Consider the following 17,346-nt stretch of genomic DNA (forward strand, 5'->3'; position numbering starts at 1 on the left):
CGTGGCCCAGGTTCGATGAGGCCGTTCGCGACAGCCGGCGGTCGGAGGACGCTCGCGACGACGGCTACGGACGTCCAGGCCGCGGCCCTCGTGGCCCACGGTCTCCCGTCCCAGGCCCCGACGCGGCTGGTCCGGGCGGGACGACCGATCCGTTCCGCATCGGCCAGTGGGGGCTCGCCTGGAACGCGGGGATCGCCGGGCCCTCTTGGGGCAGGAGCTCGGACCGGCGACGGCCCGACGACCTGTCGTCACCGGCACGTCGGTGCAGCCAGGCCTGGACGGCGTTGAGGGCGAGGTAGCCGAGGGCCAGGCTGGCGACGACGTCGGACGTCCAGTGGACGCCGAGCCAGACCCGGCTCCAGGCGACCAGCGCGACGACGGTCCCGGCGAGGCCCACGGACGCCCACCACAGGGTGCGGCGGTGGGTGTGCAGGGCGACGACAGCAGGAAGGAACGCCCAGGTCGCGGTGGCGGCCAGGACGTGGCCGCTCGGGAAGGAGAAGCCGGTGCCGGCGACCAGACGGGCGCCGTCGGGGCGGGGGCGCCCGACGATCTCCTTGAGGAGCCACTCGACCGCAGGGCGGGCGGCGACGGTGGCGACGATCACCCAGGCCAGGCGGGGCGAGCGGCGCGCTGCGGCCAGCGCCAGCGCGGCGCCGAGCGGGTAGACGACGGGCCAGGCGCCGAGACGGGACACGGCACGCGAGAGGTCGTCGATCGCGGTGCTGCGGTGGTCGACGGCGGCCGCGGTGAGCGGGGCGTCCCAGACCAGGAGGCGTCCACCGTCGATCATGGCCAGCGCTCCGAGCACCAGGGGCACGAGCACGGCGAGGGGGATCAGCGATGGCCAGCGCCGGCGCACGGTACGGAACGTGAGCGGCGTCCCGGTCGTCGCGAGGGGGGCTCGGGCGGTCGAGACGGTCGCCGCGGTCGGTGAGGTGATGGGGCGGTCCGCCATGGCACCGCGAGGGTCGCGCCCGGGCGCTGACAGAACGCTGAACGACCCTGAACACCCCCTGAACCGGGGGGTGGGGAGACGTGGTCCCCACGTGACCGTGGTCGGGCTGTGGGCGAAGCCCGGCGATCAGGTCCGGGCCGGGAGGGTCACCTCGACGCGGGCGCCGCCGAGGGTGGCGTCGCCGATCGTGACGGCGCCGTCGTGGGCGGTCACCAGCTCGGCCACGATGGCGAGGCCCAACCCACTGCCCCCGTGGTCGCGCCCGCGGGCGTCGTCGAGCCGCACGAACCGCTCGAAGACGCGATGCCGGTCTTCGGGCGGCACCCCGGGGCCGTCGTCCTCGACGACGAGGTGCACCGTCCCCGACCGCTCGGCGAGCGACACCGTCATCCGCCGGGCCGCGTGGCGGATGGCGTTGTCGAAGAGGTTGCGGACCACTCGCCCCAGCGCGTCGGGATCCCCGTCGACGGCGCCGGCGGACACGCCCGTGGCATCGATCTCGACCTCGGTCGTCGCCTGTCGGTGCCGGACCTCGTCCAGCACGATGTCGTCGAGGTCGACCGGTCGTCGACGCGAGGCCACCGTGTGCTCGTCGGCCCGGGCCAGCACGAGCAGGTCGTCGACCAGTCGTTGGAGGCGCAGCGCCTCGGTCCGCACGGTCTGGGCGAGGGCGTCGCCGGGTATCCGCCGTGGGTGCTCGGACGCGACCTCGGCGTGCTGGCGGAGGGTGGCGATCGGCGAGCGCAGCTCGTGGGAGGCGTCCGACACGAACCGCCGTTGGCGACGCTGGGCCTGTTGCAGGCGATCGAGCATGGTGTTCATGGTGAGGCCGAGCCGGGCCACCTCGTCGCCGGTCGCCGGGACCGGGACCCGGCCGCTCAGGTCGGCGGCCGAGACGCCTTCGACCGTCGTGCGATCACCTCGACCGGCGCCAACGCCCGCCCGACCACCCGCCACGTCGTGAACGCGACCACCGCCAGCACCAGCGGCACGCCGACCATCAACAGCCCGCTCAAGGTGTAGACCGCGTCGGTCGCCTCGTCGAGCGAGCCGGCGACGATGACGCTCCGGGGCCCCTCGGGGGTGCGGGCCGGCGCGGCGACGGCCAGGAAGCCGTGCTCTCGACCGGGCACCTCCACCGTGGCGTGGCTCCCCGCCGCCGGATCGTCCAGCAGGGGCTCACGGCGAGCCTCCCCCACCAGGCCCGGGCTGGCCGCGACCACCCGGCCACCCCGATCGAGGACCTGGGCCACCGTGTCCTCGTCGTCCTCGGCGAGCAGGCCCGGCGCGCCCCCGTTGGCCAGCACCTCGGCGGCGGCCTCGGCCTGGCGGCGGGTCGAGCGCTCGACGCCGTCGGTCAGCGCGACCCGCAGCCCGATCACCAACGCCACCCCGAACACCAACAGGGTCACACCCACCACCAGGGTGGCCAGCGCCGTGGTGCGGACCCGCACGGATCGCGACCACGCCCGGCGGGGCGGCCGCTCGGGCGGGCTCGCCGGCTCGCCTCGTCCGTCCGACGCCGATCCCGCCATGGCGTCAGCCACCCCTCGCGTCCAGGCGGTAGCCGACCCCGCGGCGGGTCGCGATCGCCTCCCGGCCGAAGGGCCGGTCGATCTTGTTGCGCAGGCGCCGCACGTACACCTCGACGATGTTCGGGTCGCCCGCGAAGTCGTCGTCCCACACGTGGCGCAGCACCTCGCGCTTGGTCACGACCTCGCCGCGGCGCCGCATCAAGATCTCCAGCACCGCCAGCTCGCGCGGGGTGAGCTCGATCTCGTCGTCACCCCGCCACACCCGGTGCTCGGCGGGGTCGACCCGCAGGTCCCCGGCGACGAGGACCGCCGGCCGCTCCCGGGGCTGGCGACGCAGCAGCGCCCGCAGCCGGGCCAGCAGGACCGCGTGCGAGAACGGCTTGGTCAGGAAGTCGTCGGCGCCGGTGTCCAGCGCCTCGACCTCGTCCCACTCACCGTCCTTGGCCGTCAGCACCAGGACCGGAGACGCCACACCCTGGTCCCGCAGCCGGGCGCACACCTCGAAGCCGCTCATGCCCGGCAACATCAGGTCGAGCACGATCACGTCGTAGGCGCACTCGCCGGCCCGCCACAGCCCCTCCGGCCCGTCGAACGCGACGTCGACCGCGAACCCCTCGGCCTCCAACCCGGCGCGCAGGCCCTCCGCCAGGCCCCGTTCATCCTCGACGACCAGAACGCGCACACCACCGACGCTACGACCGCGACGGCGCCGTGATCGCTGCGGCGCGGCGGTTCGCCGGCAAGGCCGGGGACTGGACAGCCAGCTCTGCGTCCATCCCCGCCCGAGAACTACGAAAGCCCCTGGTCGGAGGGCATCGCTGCCTTCCTTCCAGGGGCTTGGTGCTGAGCACCCCCAACGGGATTCGAACCCGTGCCGCCACCTTGAGAGGGTGGTGATCTGAGCGGCATCAGCCGCCAAGTTGCGGGTCACAAAGTCCCTGGTCAACCCGCCTGCCGACGGCCCTAGCGGTTGACCGTCAGACCCCCCAGGGACACAATCGGGACACATTCCTGCTCGAAGCCCGCAGGGCGTCGGCGAGCCGACGCACGAGAGCTTCCTCACCCCACCAGGGCCTAGTGCCCGCGGAGAGGAAGCCTCATGCCGCGCCGGATCTACAGCAAGCCCATCGCCTCGTTCGAGTACGGGACCCGCGTCTACGCGCCGTCCGAGTCCAGGCCCACCTACCGGGTCATAGCCAAGGACCCCAACGGGAAGCGGATCTTCCTGCGCTTCCCGACCGAGGACGAGGCCCGCCAGCGCGCCCGCGAGATCGAGACGTCACTCGCCTCGTCGGTCACCCTCCCAGGGAGGGGCAACGCGCCGACCACCGTCGGGCAGCTCATGGACCGCTACCTCGCCAGCCTCGGGTCCCGGTCGACGCGGTACGCCGAGCGTCAGGAGTACCTCCTGCGCTGCTGGGTCCGCCCTGCGCTCGACGATCACCCGCTTCGGGCCTGGACACCCGCCGACTCCGACCAGGTGCTCGACCACGCTCGTGCCTCGCTGGCGCCGGCGACGGTGCAGAACCTCGGAGCCGCGATGCGAGCGCTCGTCACCTTCGCCTTCAAGAACCGCTGGCTGCCTCGCGAGGCGGACCCCATGTGGCTCGTGAAGTACACGCAGACGGCAGAGCACCAAGGCGAGGCGACCGGCTTCATCCCTCGCGACGACCTTCCGACCGACGAGCAGTGCGCCGCCCTCTTCGAGGCGCTGTCCGACCAGGGGCATCCCGACTGGGCGATGGCCATGAGGCTGAAGCACCGCAGCGGACTCCGCTGGGGCGAGCTCATCGCACTCCGCCCCTGCGACCTGAGCTTCTCGGCGAAGCGGACCGTCGCCGTGGTCCGAGCGGTCGAGCAGTCGCGGAAGGGCTTCGCCATCAAGACGACCAAGAACCGTCAGCGCCGGCAGACGATCTTCCCCGCCAGCCTGCGCGACGACCTCGCCGCCTGGTGCGATCAGCGCCCCTCCGACGCCCTGCTCTTCACCGGCACCGACGACGGCTTCGCCAATCGCCGGACCATCCAGCGCTACTGGGCCCGAGCTGCCAAGGCCGCCGGCTGGCCGATGCAGGGACCCATGTCCTCGATCTGGCACCCCCACGACATGCGCCACGTCGCCGCCTGCTGGATGCTGTTCGATGTCGGCCTCGAGGCACCGGCCGTGAGCGCCATGCTCGGCCACGCCAACACCGCCTTCACCCTCAGCCGCTACGTCAGCGTCCGAGGCGACCTCGCCGCCACCGCCACCGCCGCCACCGATGGGTGGTGACGCCCTCACGCATTTTGCGAGTGTCGATCCCGTCCAGGACGTCCACTGGGAACCGACATGCGTCGGCTTCTCTCGAACATCGTGGAGACGTCCCTGTCCACCCATCAGTAGACCGCTCTACCACTCAGTCATCGCCCTTGATGTTGATGGGTTGGACTGTGACGCCTCGGCTCGTGCCCTGAACTGCTCGCAGCCGCTCGAGGTCAGCGGACGCTGCCTTCCAGTTGGGTTTGTGCACGTCGACGGCATAGAGCGGGAAGCCCCAGCATTCAAGGACGAGGTGTCGGTCGCGTTCGCTCGCCTTGCCAGCCAAGCCTGCGGCATCCAGCTCGCCCAGGGTGGCTTGGACCCGGTCGGCGATCTCTTTCCACTGGGTCGACGTGTTGCGGGCGCGGATCAGGCGCGCCTGCTCCTCTCGTGGCAAGCCCTCAAGTCCCTCGAAGAGTTGCTCGTCCGTCGGACCGAGGTCCGGCTCCAGGCTCTCCCAGTGCGTGACCGTCGCATCGATGCCTGCTGTGGTACCAACCCCGAGGCGGACGAGCGCGCCCACGAGTTCGACCGCTGCCGACGGACCGGTCGAGCGACCGACGACATCGAACCGCTTCGGTGACCACCACCCGATCCCATCGTCGCTCTCGACTAGGTCGACGTACATCTGCTCCTCTCGAGCCGACTCGATCTCGTTTCGGAAGATCCAGTCGTCGTCGTTCGGCCCGTCGAGGTAGTAGGCGCGCCGAAGCAGGTCGACGTACGCAGTCAGTTCGCGCAGGTCGGCAGGACGAATGTCGACCACACGGGCGTAAATGCCCTTGGCCACGTGGTCGGTGCAACGCTTGAGCTGATCGACCTGCTCGCTGTGCGGTCGACTCAGGCAACGCGCTGCGTCCAGGAGGGACAGAAACTTGCCGGCCTCCTCCGTCGCGACCATCTCAAGCACGAACCCCCCGCGGGGGCCAAGGTCGGACGTACTCGCATCAGAGGCGAGCGTCGTGACGTGCTCGCCGATCGTCGCAAGACCGTCGGCGAGGCGCAGACGCTGCTCCTCGGGCGACATCTCGGCGATCAGCTTGAAAGCCCTGGGTCTCACAGCGCCAGCGTTGCGCTCGCCTCAGGGAACGGTCCAGCAAAATTCACCTGCGGTCCGGCAACCACTGGGCATCGACCGCCGTCGCCGGCGTCGCGGCGGCCCCCACGACACCGGGCCAGGCGGCAACGTCAGCCGACGAGTAGCCCTACATGAACATCCGATAGGGGTAGGCAGCTCTCGGCAGATCAGGCACTTGAGCGATCGTGTTGGCCAGCCGCTGTGAGTATCGGATGGTCACCGGCGCCGGGTCGTAGAGAGCGTCGTTGTTCCAGTCCATCTTCGAGAGCGCCAGCATCTCCACTGCGGCGAGATCGAGTGACCCGCTGCCCGCTTGGCGCTCGAAGAGGACAGGAGCGGGAATGCTCTTACCTCCCTGGAAGTAGTTGCCGCGTGTGCTGACGCCTCCGACGCTGCCGGCGATCCACAAGAGTCCTTGGGTTCCGGACATCGGCACCATGGTCCCGCGCCGCACGGGATAGCCGTCCGGCTCGCTCTTCTGCGACGGATCCTTCGAGGCCCTGAGCCAGACTCCTCGCCACGAGACGTGCGGCGTGATGTTGATGCACTCGACCTCTGGGACGGCCGCGAGGGCGTCGAGCGCGCCTTCCAATTCGCCGTCGGTGAAGGCAGTCGTCTTGTGAAGGACCATGCGCAGCGGAAGCCGGCCCCCGTTTCGTCGTTGGTAGAGCTCAAGGCTCTGAGCCATCACAGCGCGCATGTCGTCGCGACTCAGGTACGGGTTCCGGCGCACAGCATCGAGGTCATCAATGTCGCGAGCGTCGTAGGCGACGAACTGCATTCCGCCGCCGTCCGCGTCGAACACCTGCGAGCAGCAGGTCACGAACTCCGCGTTCCTCGGGTTCCCTCGAAAGCCGTAGGCGAGGCCGACGTATGCACTCTCAGCGGGCACTCCATCTAGCGGAGCGAGTTTCCATGGAACTCCACCTGCCTTGACGTACGCGGCGATCCCGAGCCGCCAGGCGCGAGCGGCTGCCTGCTCGACGGCGAACGTCCGGTCGTTCAAGACCTGGGTCGGGATCCCGAGAGGTGCTGCGAGGCCCTTCAGGAGGTGGTGTGCGTCGAACTCATTGGTGCGTGTTCCGTGGCTCCAAGCGTCGGGGAGGTGGAAAACAGCGAGGTCGAACTGGTCGCGCATCGCCGCCAATGTGGCGAGAGCCGCCCGGAGTGCTTGGGCGACCTCCTCAGCGGGGTCAGCGCCGTCCGACAGGGATTCGGGCAGGGTCAACTGCGTCGGAGCAGCGGCGGGAACGAACTCCGCCCCGAAGACGGCTTCGAAGCCCGGGAAGTCCGGAACGTAGCCCGATCGATCCTGAGTCTTCTGCTCCGACCGGAGGCTCTGGAGCAGGATCCGACGCTGGTCCCTAGCGGAACTCGGTCCGACGATCGCTACCCGCACCTTCGGCGTGAACCGACCCATCGTCTCCGAGGTGAACGGGCCGAATTGACGCAGCCCTAAGAGAGGATGCGTCTGCAAGGCACGAGGGTCTGAAGCCGAGAACGCAAGGAGCGGCTCAGGGAGCGAGCTGAACGGAGCGAGGCGTCCGACCTTGGTCATGTCCGCACCGCCGAAGACGCTGGTCGGCTCCACGCCGTTGATCGCCCGACGACGAAGGTGCCTGCCGCGCCGTCGCTACTCGCCCACGGGTAGGCGTGGATCTCCTGACTCTGGCCATCCACGAGCAGGTGGGCCCATGCGTCGATGATCGCTGCCCACGTCTTGTTGTAGCGGCGGGCCCACCGCTCCTTGGTCCAACCCCCATCCGCATCCTCACGGGAGCGCTGGTGTGCGGCACCGTCAACTGAACCCGTCCTTGGGCGATCGAGGTAGGTGGCGGGTCTGAGCACGCACCACCACTGATCATCGAAGGCGTCGAGCCGAAGGTGAACGGCTTCCGCGTAGGGCCAGCCGAGGTTCGGGACCCGTCCGGTCAGGCTCCCGCCGTAGGCGTTCCGGAGTTGAGCGAGGGCTCGATCGTCCTCCCGCTGCAGGTCACGAGGTCGACCGCCATCCGGTCGGCGGACCCGGATCACATGGCCGCGCCGCTTGAGCAGCGGTTGGAGCGGCCGCCCGCGCGTAAGTGCTCGGGCGAGGGCCTCGTACACGAGCCCCCGGTGCATGGCGTCGTTCATCGGGTCCAGGGGCACGTCCCCCTGAAGGTCGGCTCCCAGGTCGCCGAAGGCTGCAAGCAGGTCGGCGTCCGAACCGAAGGCATGCAGGGCGGTCCCCCGCGCTGCGACCGTGAGTTTGACTCCCCGTTCTCTTGCGACAGCCCTTGCCTCCTGAGTGTTCAGCGGCTTGTCGAGAAGGACGAGCCGAGCGGTCTGTGGCATCTGAACGATGGGCAGCGCGCTGCAGCGAAGAGCCGGGAACTTCTTTCCCACAGGGCGTCTGAACTCGACAGGGACGAGTCGTGGCCGTGGATGACTTGAGCGCAGATGATCAACGATCTCGGCGGGCATGGTCGCTTGCCGTTCGAGCGCTCCGGCCAACTCGTCGAAGGTAGCGACCTCAAGCACCTCGGCATCGACGCCCGCAGACTCGGCGGCGTCGATCAGATCCCCAACTGCCGGAAGGAGAGCATCACCGCTCCGCGCGACCCATCGGATCCCAGCAGGGAAGGCGCCCGGATGCTCCAGTGCAGCGTGCAAGGCGTCCATTACCGATCGGTCTCGGCCGCTATAGCCCACGACGAGAAGCCCGAACCGGCCGAGGCACGTCACCATGGCGTTGCGCAGGACCTCGTCCTGCCGCTGGAGCTCCTCGGTCGTGTTCTTGAGACGACTTTCCTTGAAGTCACCGTGAAGCTTGACGAGCAGCGGCCAGTCGGACTCCGCGACGCTCCGCGCAGCTCGCTCGCCGCTGTCGATCGAGGCCACTGTGAGCGACGTCGAACCCCTTGGATGCAGGTCGCGAGCAACTGCAACAGCGTTCTCGACCAACGAGTCGAAGTTCGTGGTGATCACACAGCTCGCCTGGCCGGTGGCCACTAGAGAAGCGAGCAGGCGATGCCCATAGGACGGACGGGCATCGGCCACCTTGCGATCGATGTACGTTCGCCTGTCGACTTCGCTCGGGTAGGCCGCCTCAAAAGCGGCCGCATACTCCTCGGGAGCACCCTTTGGCGGAAGCGTGCCGGCCATGGCGAAGTGCTCTTCGATTCGCCGAACCCAGAGTGGGTCACCGATATCGATCTCTCGCAGAGGGAGTTGCAGAGCATCGCTGAAGAGTCGCGCCTTGAACTCGCGAATCATGTGGGTCCCGGTTGGGACGTTGGCTGCAGCGGAAGCTCCCGCCCCCAGCAACCAGGCCCACCGCGACGGGCTCAGCGCGAAGGATCTAGCGAACGTCGCAACATCTGTGCTCGATCGCACTGCCATGGCTCCTCTCGACCGCGGAGCCGTCTGTCCCCCGGCGAACCATCTGGACTAACGATGGTCGCGCGTCTAGCTGATCTTGAGCCGGATCCGCGCCAGACGAACGCAATCGAAGGCTCGAGGCGACGCAAGCGGCGCCTCATTCAGGCGATGGGCGGCGGGCTCAACAATCGCCCGCCTTCCCGGCCGGCCCTCGGTTTCGTCGCATTGCCGTGCCCTCGCGGGTGACCTCGGCCAACGTGCTCCGCCACGGCGAAGTCTTTCTGCGAACCGCGCCGCTTGCCGCTCGCATCATCCGAGCCCAGGTGCGCTGATCGAAGGAGCCGTGCGGCTCTGCTCCGGCGCCGGGGCAGCGGGGTCCTCGGGCGTGAGGGCCTCGGTGATCTCGTGTTGGCGACGGCGTAAGGCCCTCAGGTCGTCGGTCTGGTCCCAAGTGCGGCCGAGGCGCTCCCCTGCTCGGGCCGCTTCGCTGCGGGCTGCGTCTCGCTCGGCCCTGAGCCGGTCGAGCTCGCCTGGCAGACGCTGGAGGTGACGCTCGAGGCGGCCAACGACGGATGCCGGGTCGACGTCCCGCCACTCGGATACCAGGTACACCAGGTCGATTGGGGTGCCGGGCACGAACAGTCGCACCTCAGAATCGGCGCCGAAGGCGAGGCGACGGCCTCGCACGTCGTGGCCCCCGAGGTGACCCACGGGCCAGTCCGTCCGTTCGTCGGGAGGCGTCGAGCCCGGCACAAGCCGACCGGCCACGAGTCGACGCAGGTGCTCGCCGGCATCGGGCCGCTTCCGGTGGATGTGGCCGTCAACGGTCATGGCGAAGCGATCAGCCCGGGTGTCTTCGAGGCGAGCCACCGCCGGCTCTAGGTCAGCGATGCGTCCGTCGAGGTGGTCGGCCCTCGCCGTGGCCGAGTCGTAGGTGCGGCGGAGGTTCCGCTGATCGTCGCCGTGGGCGCGTTCGAGCCGGGTCAACCGCGCCACCTCGGCGTCGACCTTGGCCTTCTCCAAGATGAGGGGGTCGCCGGTGGCGAGGGCCTTGACCTCTTGGAACGACAGGGTCTGGTCGCCGATGTCCTCGACCTCACGCTCGCCGAGGTCGCCGCGTGTCACCTGGCCGATGAACGCTGCCTTCCGTTCGAGTGTCTGCCACAGGTAGGTGTCGAACGATCGCTCGGTGACGTAGCGGGTGATGTGGATCTCGGGGTTCTGGTTGCCCTGACGGACGCCCCGGCCGTCTCGCTGCTCGACGTCCGCCGGCCGCCACGGCGCGTCGAGGTGGTGCACGGCCACCACCCGGTTCTGGACATTGGTACCGACACCCATCGTCTCGGTGGAACCGACGAGCACCGAGACCGAGCCGTCTCGGCAGGCGGCGAAGAGGGCCGCCTTGGCATCGTCGGACTTGGCTTCTTGGATGAAGCGGATCGACTCGGCCGGCACCCCGCGCCGCACGAGCTGGGCGCGTAGGTCGTGGTAGGCGTTCCACCCTGCCGCTGCGGGCGTGGACACGTCGCAGAACACCAGCTGGAGAGCACCGGGGCGCATGGTCAGCTGCCCGCCGGCGCCCTCGTAGGTCCGGTCGGCGGTGGCGTGATGAAGCGCCGCGACACGCTGGGCGGCAGCGGCAACCTTGCCCCCGTAGGGCTGGTCGAGGGCCACGAGGCGAAGGTCGAGAGCCGCCCGTCGGCCGTCCCCGGTGACCTTGAGCATGTTGTCCTTCGTGGGATCGACCGCTGCGGCCCGGACCTTCTCGGCCCTGGCGGCGAGATCGGCCACGTACTCGATCAGCTCGTCGCTGGGCTCGACGACGACCGTCTCAGGCTTGCCACCGACCAAGAGGGGCACCGGTAGGCCGAGGTCTTCGGCGGTCCGCACGTCGGCCACCTGCCGGTAGAGGCCCAGCAGCTCCGGCACGTTCTGGAACCGTGCGAACCGGGTCTGCATCCGGTAGCTGCTGCCGTCGGGGGACAACTCGAGCGCGGTATGCGTCCGGCCGAACGTGGCGGCCCACGCATCGAACGCCCGCAATCCCACTGCCTCCAGCAGGTCGGGATGCAGGTAGGACTGCATGACCCACAGCTCGGCCATGGAGTTGGCGACGGGGGTTGCGGTCGAGAGCGTCACGACCTTCGGCCCGTGGTCTCGGCGCAGCGCCCACAGCTTGGCGGTGAGGTCCTGCGCACGCTGGGAGCCAGTGGTGGCGACGCCGTCGATGCTGGAGTCGACGCGCCGGTTCTTGTGGGCGTGTGCCTCGTCGACGTAGAGGTAGTCGATCCCGGTCTCCTCGAACCGGACGCCGTCATCCTTCGACTCCTCTGCGAGCAGCCGCTTGTAGACCTCCTCCATCTTCGCGATGCGCCGTTCGAGCTTCTTGACCGAGAGGCCCTTGCCGTCCTTGGACTGGCCGAGCGCCTCACGCGCCGTGTCGATCTCCTCTCCCAGGTACGCCCGGAGGAGGTCGGTGCCGAGCGGGATGCGGGCGAAGCCGGAGTGGCTGAAGATCACGGCGTCCCAGTCACCCGTGGCCGCTCGGGCGACGAACTCCTTGCGTCGATCCTTCGACAGGTGCTCGCGGTCGGCGATCAGGAGTCGGGCCGTCGGGTAGAGCTGGAGCCACTCGCGGCTGAACTGCTCCAGCATGTGGTTCGGGACCACGACGGCCGGCTTGTTGGCGAGTCCGAGCCGGCGCTGCTCCATCGCCGCCATGACGATGGTGGCGGTCTTGCCGGCCCCGACTGCGTGGGCGAGGAGGGCGCGCCCGTCGGTGAGGATGCGGGCGACTGCGTCACGCTGGTGTTGCCTTGGCGTGAAAGTCCCCGCCAAGCCAGGGAAGGTGAGGTGCGATCCGTCGTGGTGGGGCAGGACGGTGCTGGCGAACAGCTTGTTGTACCGGTCTGCGAGTCGGGCGGACCTCGTTGGGTCCTCCCAGATCCACGTCGAGAAGCGACTGGCCAGCAGCTCTTGCTTGTCCCGTGCCGCCAGCGTCTCGGCGTCGTTGCGGACGCGCCTTCCGCCCTCCACCGCGTCCGTGACCGTGTGGAGCCTCTGGTTCAGCGCGGCATCGAGCAGGACGAGCGCATCAGCGCGTGAGGTCCCCCACTCGGAGGTGAGGGCCACGCCCCGCCGGGAGCCGTCGCGGAGGCGGACGGTCCACGAGCCGAGCTCGGCGAGCCGCTCGACATCGACTCCGACGTCGAGCACCTCGCGGCAGAACGCCTCGACATCGGTGGAAGGGATCCAGGTTGCGCCCGGCCGGGCGGTGATCTCGGATGGGTCGAGCTGGCGGGGCAGGCTCGCTTCGAGGGCGGCGACGTTGACGGCGAACCGTTGATCGCTCTCAGCGGCTGCACGGGCGGCGTCGAGGCGCTCCCGGATGTTCCCCGATAGGTACTGGGCTGCGGGGAGGAGGCCACCAGTGCCGGGATCGTCGTAGACCAGCTCGCCGAGGCGCTCCCGCGCCTTGGCGTCCTCGACACCGAGGAGATGTGCGACCCGTCCCAGGGTCACGGTGCCCGTCTCGTCCAGGCAGACGGACACGGCTTCCGCTGGCGTCTCGACTCCCTCGCGCTGGCTTGGAGGGGCGATCACGCGCTCGGTGAAGATCGCAGCCGGCCGGGCCTCTTGGGTCGCCTGGTCGAAGTCCTCCAGCGCAGCGACGAGGGGCCAGTCCGGGTCCATTCGGAACCCGCCCATGCGCGGGCGCACGCGACGGAGCACCTCGGCGCCCGTCTCCGGGTCGCGCCGACCGGTGCGGGCCTGGCTGGAGCGGTTGAGTGGCCCGTGCTGGCGGACGTAGGCGCGGTAGCGGTCCGTGAGGATCGCTTGGGCCTCGGCCAAGGCAAGGTCGGAGCCGCCCTCGACCTGCACTTCGAGGACGGCTCTCGCCGCATCCCGAAGACTGACGAGGCGGACGAGCTCGCCCCGATCCTTGGCGAACCGAGGCGTGTAGAGGTGAGCCTGCCCGTCGGTGACCTGGGCGACTCGACCGCGCGGGTTCACCACCAGGCTTCCGTCCTGGGCCCATCGAGTGTCGAAGTCGCCGCCCCCCGCCGTGTCGGGCGTTCGAGGCGAAGCCGGGGCGACGGCGACGTTGTCGCTACTGAAGCCTCGGCGCTGGGCGAGCGCATCGGCGACGAGCGGGCCGAGCGCTGCGCTGAGTTGCTCGTCGACGGACCCCGTGGCGGTGACCGTGATCTCGTTCTCGCGGTACATCCCTCGCGTGGTCGAGAGCTGGCCCAGGATCCGATCGGGGTGCGACGCGAAGTAGGAGTTGATGCGGAGGTCACCAGTCGCCTCGTCGTCCACCAGGTTCGCCGGGACGGTCTCCACCCACTCCCTGCTGCCGGGCTCGTCGCCTTCGCGTCGGCGGCGCAGAACTAGGAGATCGACGACGACTTCGGTGCCCGACGACTCGGCGAACGCCCTGGCCGGCAGGCGCGCGGCCCCCACGAGGTCAGCGAGCGCGGCCATCTCCTCCCGGGCGGAAGGGCCTTGGGCATCGAGCGTGTAGCGGGACGTCAGCGCGACCACGAACCCGCCGGGCCGCACCAGGTGAAGACTCTTCAGCAGGAAGTAGTTGTGCAACGACCGGCGGCCCCGGTTGTGCTTGGGGTCGTGCGGGCGGACCTGTGCGAACGGCACGTTCCCGATCACCAGGTCGAAGGCGCCGTCGTCGCACCGGAAGTCCTCGAAGCCGGAGTGGTGGACGGTGGCCCGGGCTCCGTAGAGGTGTCGTGTGATCTCAGCCGTCGTGGGGTCCAGCTCGACGCCGACGAGCGAGGCATCGCTCGGCGCGAGACCGAGGAAGGTGCCCGAGCCGCATCCGGGTTCGAGCACCGTCCCTCCGCTGAAGCCGAGGTCGGTCGCGGCGCGCCACATGGCCTGAGCCACCTCGGCCGATGTGTAGTGGGCGTTCAACGTGCTCCGCCGGGCCTGTGCCCACGCCTCGTCGGTTCCGAGCAGCGACCGCAGCTCGGCCCGTGCTCCGCTGTCACGGTCGGAGCCCTCGTCGAAGATGTGCGGCACCGCGCCCCAACCCGACCAGCGGGCCAGGACAGCCTGCTCTGGCTGGGTCGCCCAGCGTCCCTCGGCGCGGCAGGCGGTGAGGACACGCAGCGCTGCGAGGTTGGCGTCCAGCTTGGCTCGCTCGCCCGGTGGAGCGAGGTCAGCTTGGCTGTGGGGCCTGAAGACGGGTGGCCGACCCCGGGTCGGCTGCGCCGTCTCTAGATCGGATCGCTCAGGGCGTTGATCTCCGCCAGCCGCCGGTAGTAGCGGTCGAGGTCCGGATCGTCGGTCCAGTCCTCGGTGTCCGGGTCCGCCGCCTCCTGCTGGAAGAGGGGGTGCTGGCTCACCACCACCTCCGTCGCTGCCGCCAGTGCCTGGGAGCTGCGGATGCGGAGAACGTCCGGTCCTTCGCCTGCCCTGACCGGACCGAGGATCTCGTCCCGGCACCGGTTCACTTCGGTGGCGATCTCCTCGCCGATCCGTGTGAAGTACACCTCGGGATCCGGGATCGCCGCCAACGCCGTCGGGCGGTGCTGCTGGTGGAACTCGAGGGCGAGTCGCCCGTAGTGGTTCATGGCCGGGGGCCTCCTCTGCCGATGCCGGCTCGGTGGGAGGGAGCACATCGTCGAACAGCGAGAGCTGTTCGACCGGACCATGGCGAGCGCTCCGATCGCGGCTCACAGCCTATGCCTGCCGCGCACGACGTCGGTGGCATCGTCCGCCCCTGGGCCACCTCACCGGCCGAGCCCCACGACGCGTCTCGGAGGGGGGTGTTCCTGCGCTTTGTCGAGGGCCGCACGAGCGGCTGCGACTCGGTCACGCACCCACAGCTCTTGCTCCCCGGCGGTGGCGACCCGGCGAAAGCCGGCGGTGCCGAGCGCGACGCGGGTCCGATCACCGATGTCGGAGTCGGTCCTGACGAGCTGGTGGCGACGCGGGTCGTAGACCACCTCGACCTGGTTGCCGCCCCAGAGTCCCGCCGGCTCTGCCACCCAGCCGACCGGAGCTAGCTGGCCCCCGTCGATGGGCCGCATGAAGGGCTTCACTGGCTCCGCTCCCCCCGCCCCGGCAGCGGCAGATCTGCCCGGCGCGCAAGGTGCCGGGAGCGGTGGAACGGGCGCGTTCGCACGTGGGCAGGCGGGAGCGTTCCGTGCACCAGCAGGGCGTCACCGGGTCGCATCTGCCGCAGGACGTGGGGAGGCGCGAGAGGCGTCCGGGCGGTCGAGAGCTGCATCGAGCCCCGACCACCGCCGTCGCCTACCGACCGGGAGCGCGAGTCGACCTCGGCGTCGCCGAGGATCTGACTCACGTACTTCAACGAGGCGCCGTCCGACAGCCCGGCGTAGAAGAGCTTGCTCAGGTGGTTCGTGAGGATCGTGTCCGCCGCCCGACCATGCGACGACTCGATCTGGGCGAGCGACTGCCAGATGGTCACCAACAGAACGCCGAGTCCCGCCAAAGTCGACGCGTACTCGGCCAACGACCGCAGCGGCGTGTTGCCCGCCTCGTCGATGACGATCAGCAGAGGCGGATCGAGCGGCTTCCCGGTGGCGGCGACGTGGCGATACACCTGGGCCACGAGGTCGTTCAGCAGGCCACCGAACGCCGGGGCGAGGCGTCGTTGATCCTCGATCGGCGAGCAGAGGTACAGGCTGTTCACCCCGCTGAGGAGCCAAGCCAGATCGACCCCGGCCGCATCGGCCTCACTCCGGCGGGACGATGCCGCGACGTTCGGATCGGACCACGGCCACACCACGGTCTGCGCCGTGGCGTAGACGCTGGAGCGGGTCCGCTCGTCCATCTCCCAGACCGCCACCAGTCCCTGAGAAGCGTCCGTTGCGCCCAGCGCCACCTCGTCGTCCTCGTCGACCATGAAGGCGTCGAGCGCGGCACGGACCTCGCCGGGCCCGAGCTCCCCCGGCTGGTCCTGGCGGAGGACCCATTCGCACACCGTTCCCATGTCCCGCTGGGCGTGGTGCGCGACCCACAGCAGGCCCGAGAGGAGGATCTCCGACTGCGACAGCCAGAAGTCCAGACCGCCCTCGACGCCACCCCGGGGCGCGGCGTCGCAGAGGGCACGCGCGGCTCGCTGCGCGCCCGAGATGGTGCCGGCGCCATCCACGGGCGACCACCGGGCCTCGCCCCCGACCTGCCGGGTCGACCCCGTCGGGTCGTAGACCCGCACCTCACCGAGGGTCAACCGCCAGCTGGCGGTGGAATCGAGCAGGTCCGCCTTCACCGAGCTGAGGACCGCGGGGCCGTCCCACTCGAGGATTCCCGACACGGCTGCGCTCGTCTTGCCAGACCTCGACGGGCCGACGAGCGCGACCGCCCCTCGGTCGCCCGCCCGTCGTGTCGACCTCCTCGAGCGGCCCTGACGACGGACCTCCGTGGCGACGAGCGAGCGACCGAACCGGGCGAGGATGAACCGGCCCGACACGGGCCCTCGCACGAGCACCGGGGCCAGGTCCCGCCGCCGGGCGAAGGCGGGTCGAGCATCGACGCCCAGAGGCCGGCGCTTCGACGTCCCCACTCGCGACCAGGGCGACCAGTGGAGGACGACCGCGCCGAGCACGACGAAGACCACGGCGACGAGCGCCGTGCAGGTCCAGTAGATGACCGGGCCCGGCAGCTCGTCGGCCAAAGGCGGCCCCCACGCCCGGGCCGGGTCACCCATCCGGCTGGGCATCCGCCCAACGGCCCGGCCGGCCTCATCGATCCCCACCAGCTGCGGCGCACCGGCGATGGCCAGCGCCAGGACCGCGCCGGCCCAGACCACGCCGACTGACGAGAGGACTGCGCCCGCGCCAAGGAAGACCAGGACGTCGAACCCGCTCAAGCCGTCGTGCTGCACGCCCCTCTAGGCCGCGATGACCTCCGAAACATCACGCGCGACGTCGTTTGACCCTCGACGCCCGCTTCACTGTCACACCCTCCTCGTACCATCGGCTGCAGGCCGCAGCGCGCGGTCTGATCTCGCAGAGGAGGCATCTCATGCCCCGACCCGATTCTCCCGGCCGCCCGGACGACACACCCGGACAGGGGCCGCCGTCCGATCCGCCCGGTCGGCCCGACGTCCCTCCGGGTCCGCCGCCCG

Annotated in this window: 11 protein-coding genes and 1 pseudogene; 1 reads left to right on the forward strand and 11 read right to left on the reverse strand. The window is 70.1% G+C overall.

All coding sequences use genetic code 11. The annotated features are described in order from the left end of the window. Positions 1–64 precede the first annotated feature (64 nt). From HC251_RS18315 to HC251_RS18330, 5 genes and pseudogenes are all read right to left on the reverse strand, one after another. Entirely contained in the window at positions 65–958 is an 894-nt protein-coding gene (locus HC251_RS18315; protein WP_219942049.1) for a phosphatase PAP2 family protein, read from the reverse strand. Positions 959–1,084: 126 nt separating this feature from the next. Continuing rightward, a complete protein-coding gene (locus HC251_RS18320) occupies positions 1,085–1,771 on the reverse strand; it encodes a cell wall metabolism sensor histidine kinase WalK (RefSeq protein WP_255566474.1) in 687 nt (228 codons plus the stop codon). A gap of 24 nt (positions 1,772–1,795) precedes the next feature. Continuing rightward, positions 1,796–1,840, reverse strand: a pseudogene (locus HC251_RS26280) (hypothetical protein); the annotation flags it as partial. Continuing rightward, positions 1,837–2,412 carry a hypothetical protein gene (locus HC251_RS18325; RefSeq protein ID WP_219942051.1) on the reverse strand — a complete coding sequence of 192 codons (576 nt, stop codon included), beginning with the start codon at positions 2,410–2,412 and terminating at the stop codon, positions 1,837–1,839. The gene HC251_RS18325 and the pseudogene HC251_RS26280, both read right to left, overlap by 4 nt. Positions 2,413–2,497: 85 nt before the next feature. Then, a complete protein-coding gene (locus tag HC251_RS18330) occupies positions 2,498–3,175 on the reverse strand; it encodes a response regulator transcription factor (protein WP_219942052.1) in 678 nt (225 codons plus the stop codon). Positions 3,176–3,592: 417 nt separating this feature from the next. Between HC251_RS18330 and xerC the strand changes: the two genes are divergently transcribed. After that, complete coding sequence (gene xerC / locus HC251_RS18335) at positions 3,593–4,765, forward strand: tyrosine recombinase XerC (RefSeq protein WP_219942053.1); 1,173 nt, start codon at positions 3,593–3,595, stop codon at positions 4,763–4,765. Between the two features lie 124 nt (positions 4,766–4,889). Here the strand turns inward: xerC and HC251_RS18340 are convergent, their stop codons facing one another. From HC251_RS18340 to HC251_RS18365, 6 genes are all read right to left on the reverse strand, one after another. Then, positions 4,890–5,819, reverse strand: coding sequence for a hypothetical protein (locus tag HC251_RS18340; RefSeq protein WP_219942054.1), 930 nt, complete (start codon positions 5,817–5,819; stop codon positions 4,890–4,892). 178 nt (positions 5,820–5,997) lie between these two features. Continuing rightward, positions 5,998–7,290, reverse strand: coding sequence for a hypothetical protein (locus tag HC251_RS18345; protein ID WP_219942055.1), 1,293 nt, complete (start codon positions 7,288–7,290; stop codon positions 5,998–6,000). A gap of 134 nt (positions 7,291–7,424) precedes the next feature. Beyond that, a complete protein-coding gene (locus HC251_RS18350; RefSeq protein ID WP_219942056.1) occupies positions 7,425–9,125 on the reverse strand; it encodes an SIR2 family protein in 1,701 nt (566 codons plus the stop codon). Between the two features lie 414 nt (positions 9,126–9,539). Then, positions 9,540–14,270 (reverse strand): DEAD/DEAH box helicase family protein, encoded by a 4,731-nt coding sequence (locus tag HC251_RS18355; RefSeq protein ID WP_219942057.1) that lies wholly within the window; start codon positions 14,268–14,270, stop codon positions 9,540–9,542. 197 nt (positions 14,271–14,467) lie between these two features. Beyond that, the gene (locus tag HC251_RS18360) at positions 14,468–14,824 is read right to left on the reverse strand and encodes a hypothetical protein (protein WP_219942058.1); all 357 of its coding nucleotides are present in this window, start codon (positions 14,822–14,824) and stop codon (positions 14,468–14,470) included. Between the two features lie 467 nt (positions 14,825–15,291). Continuing rightward, positions 15,292–16,938, reverse strand: a complete 1,647-nt coding sequence (locus HC251_RS18365) for a type IV secretory system conjugative DNA transfer family protein (protein WP_370651308.1) — start codon at positions 16,936–16,938, stop codon at positions 15,292–15,294. Between the last annotated feature and the right edge of the window lie 408 nt (positions 16,939–17,346).

This window comes from Iamia sp. SCSIO 61187 (assembly GCF_019443745.1).
Classification (GTDB): Bacteria; Actinomycetota; Acidimicrobiia; order Acidimicrobiales; family Iamiaceae; genus Iamia.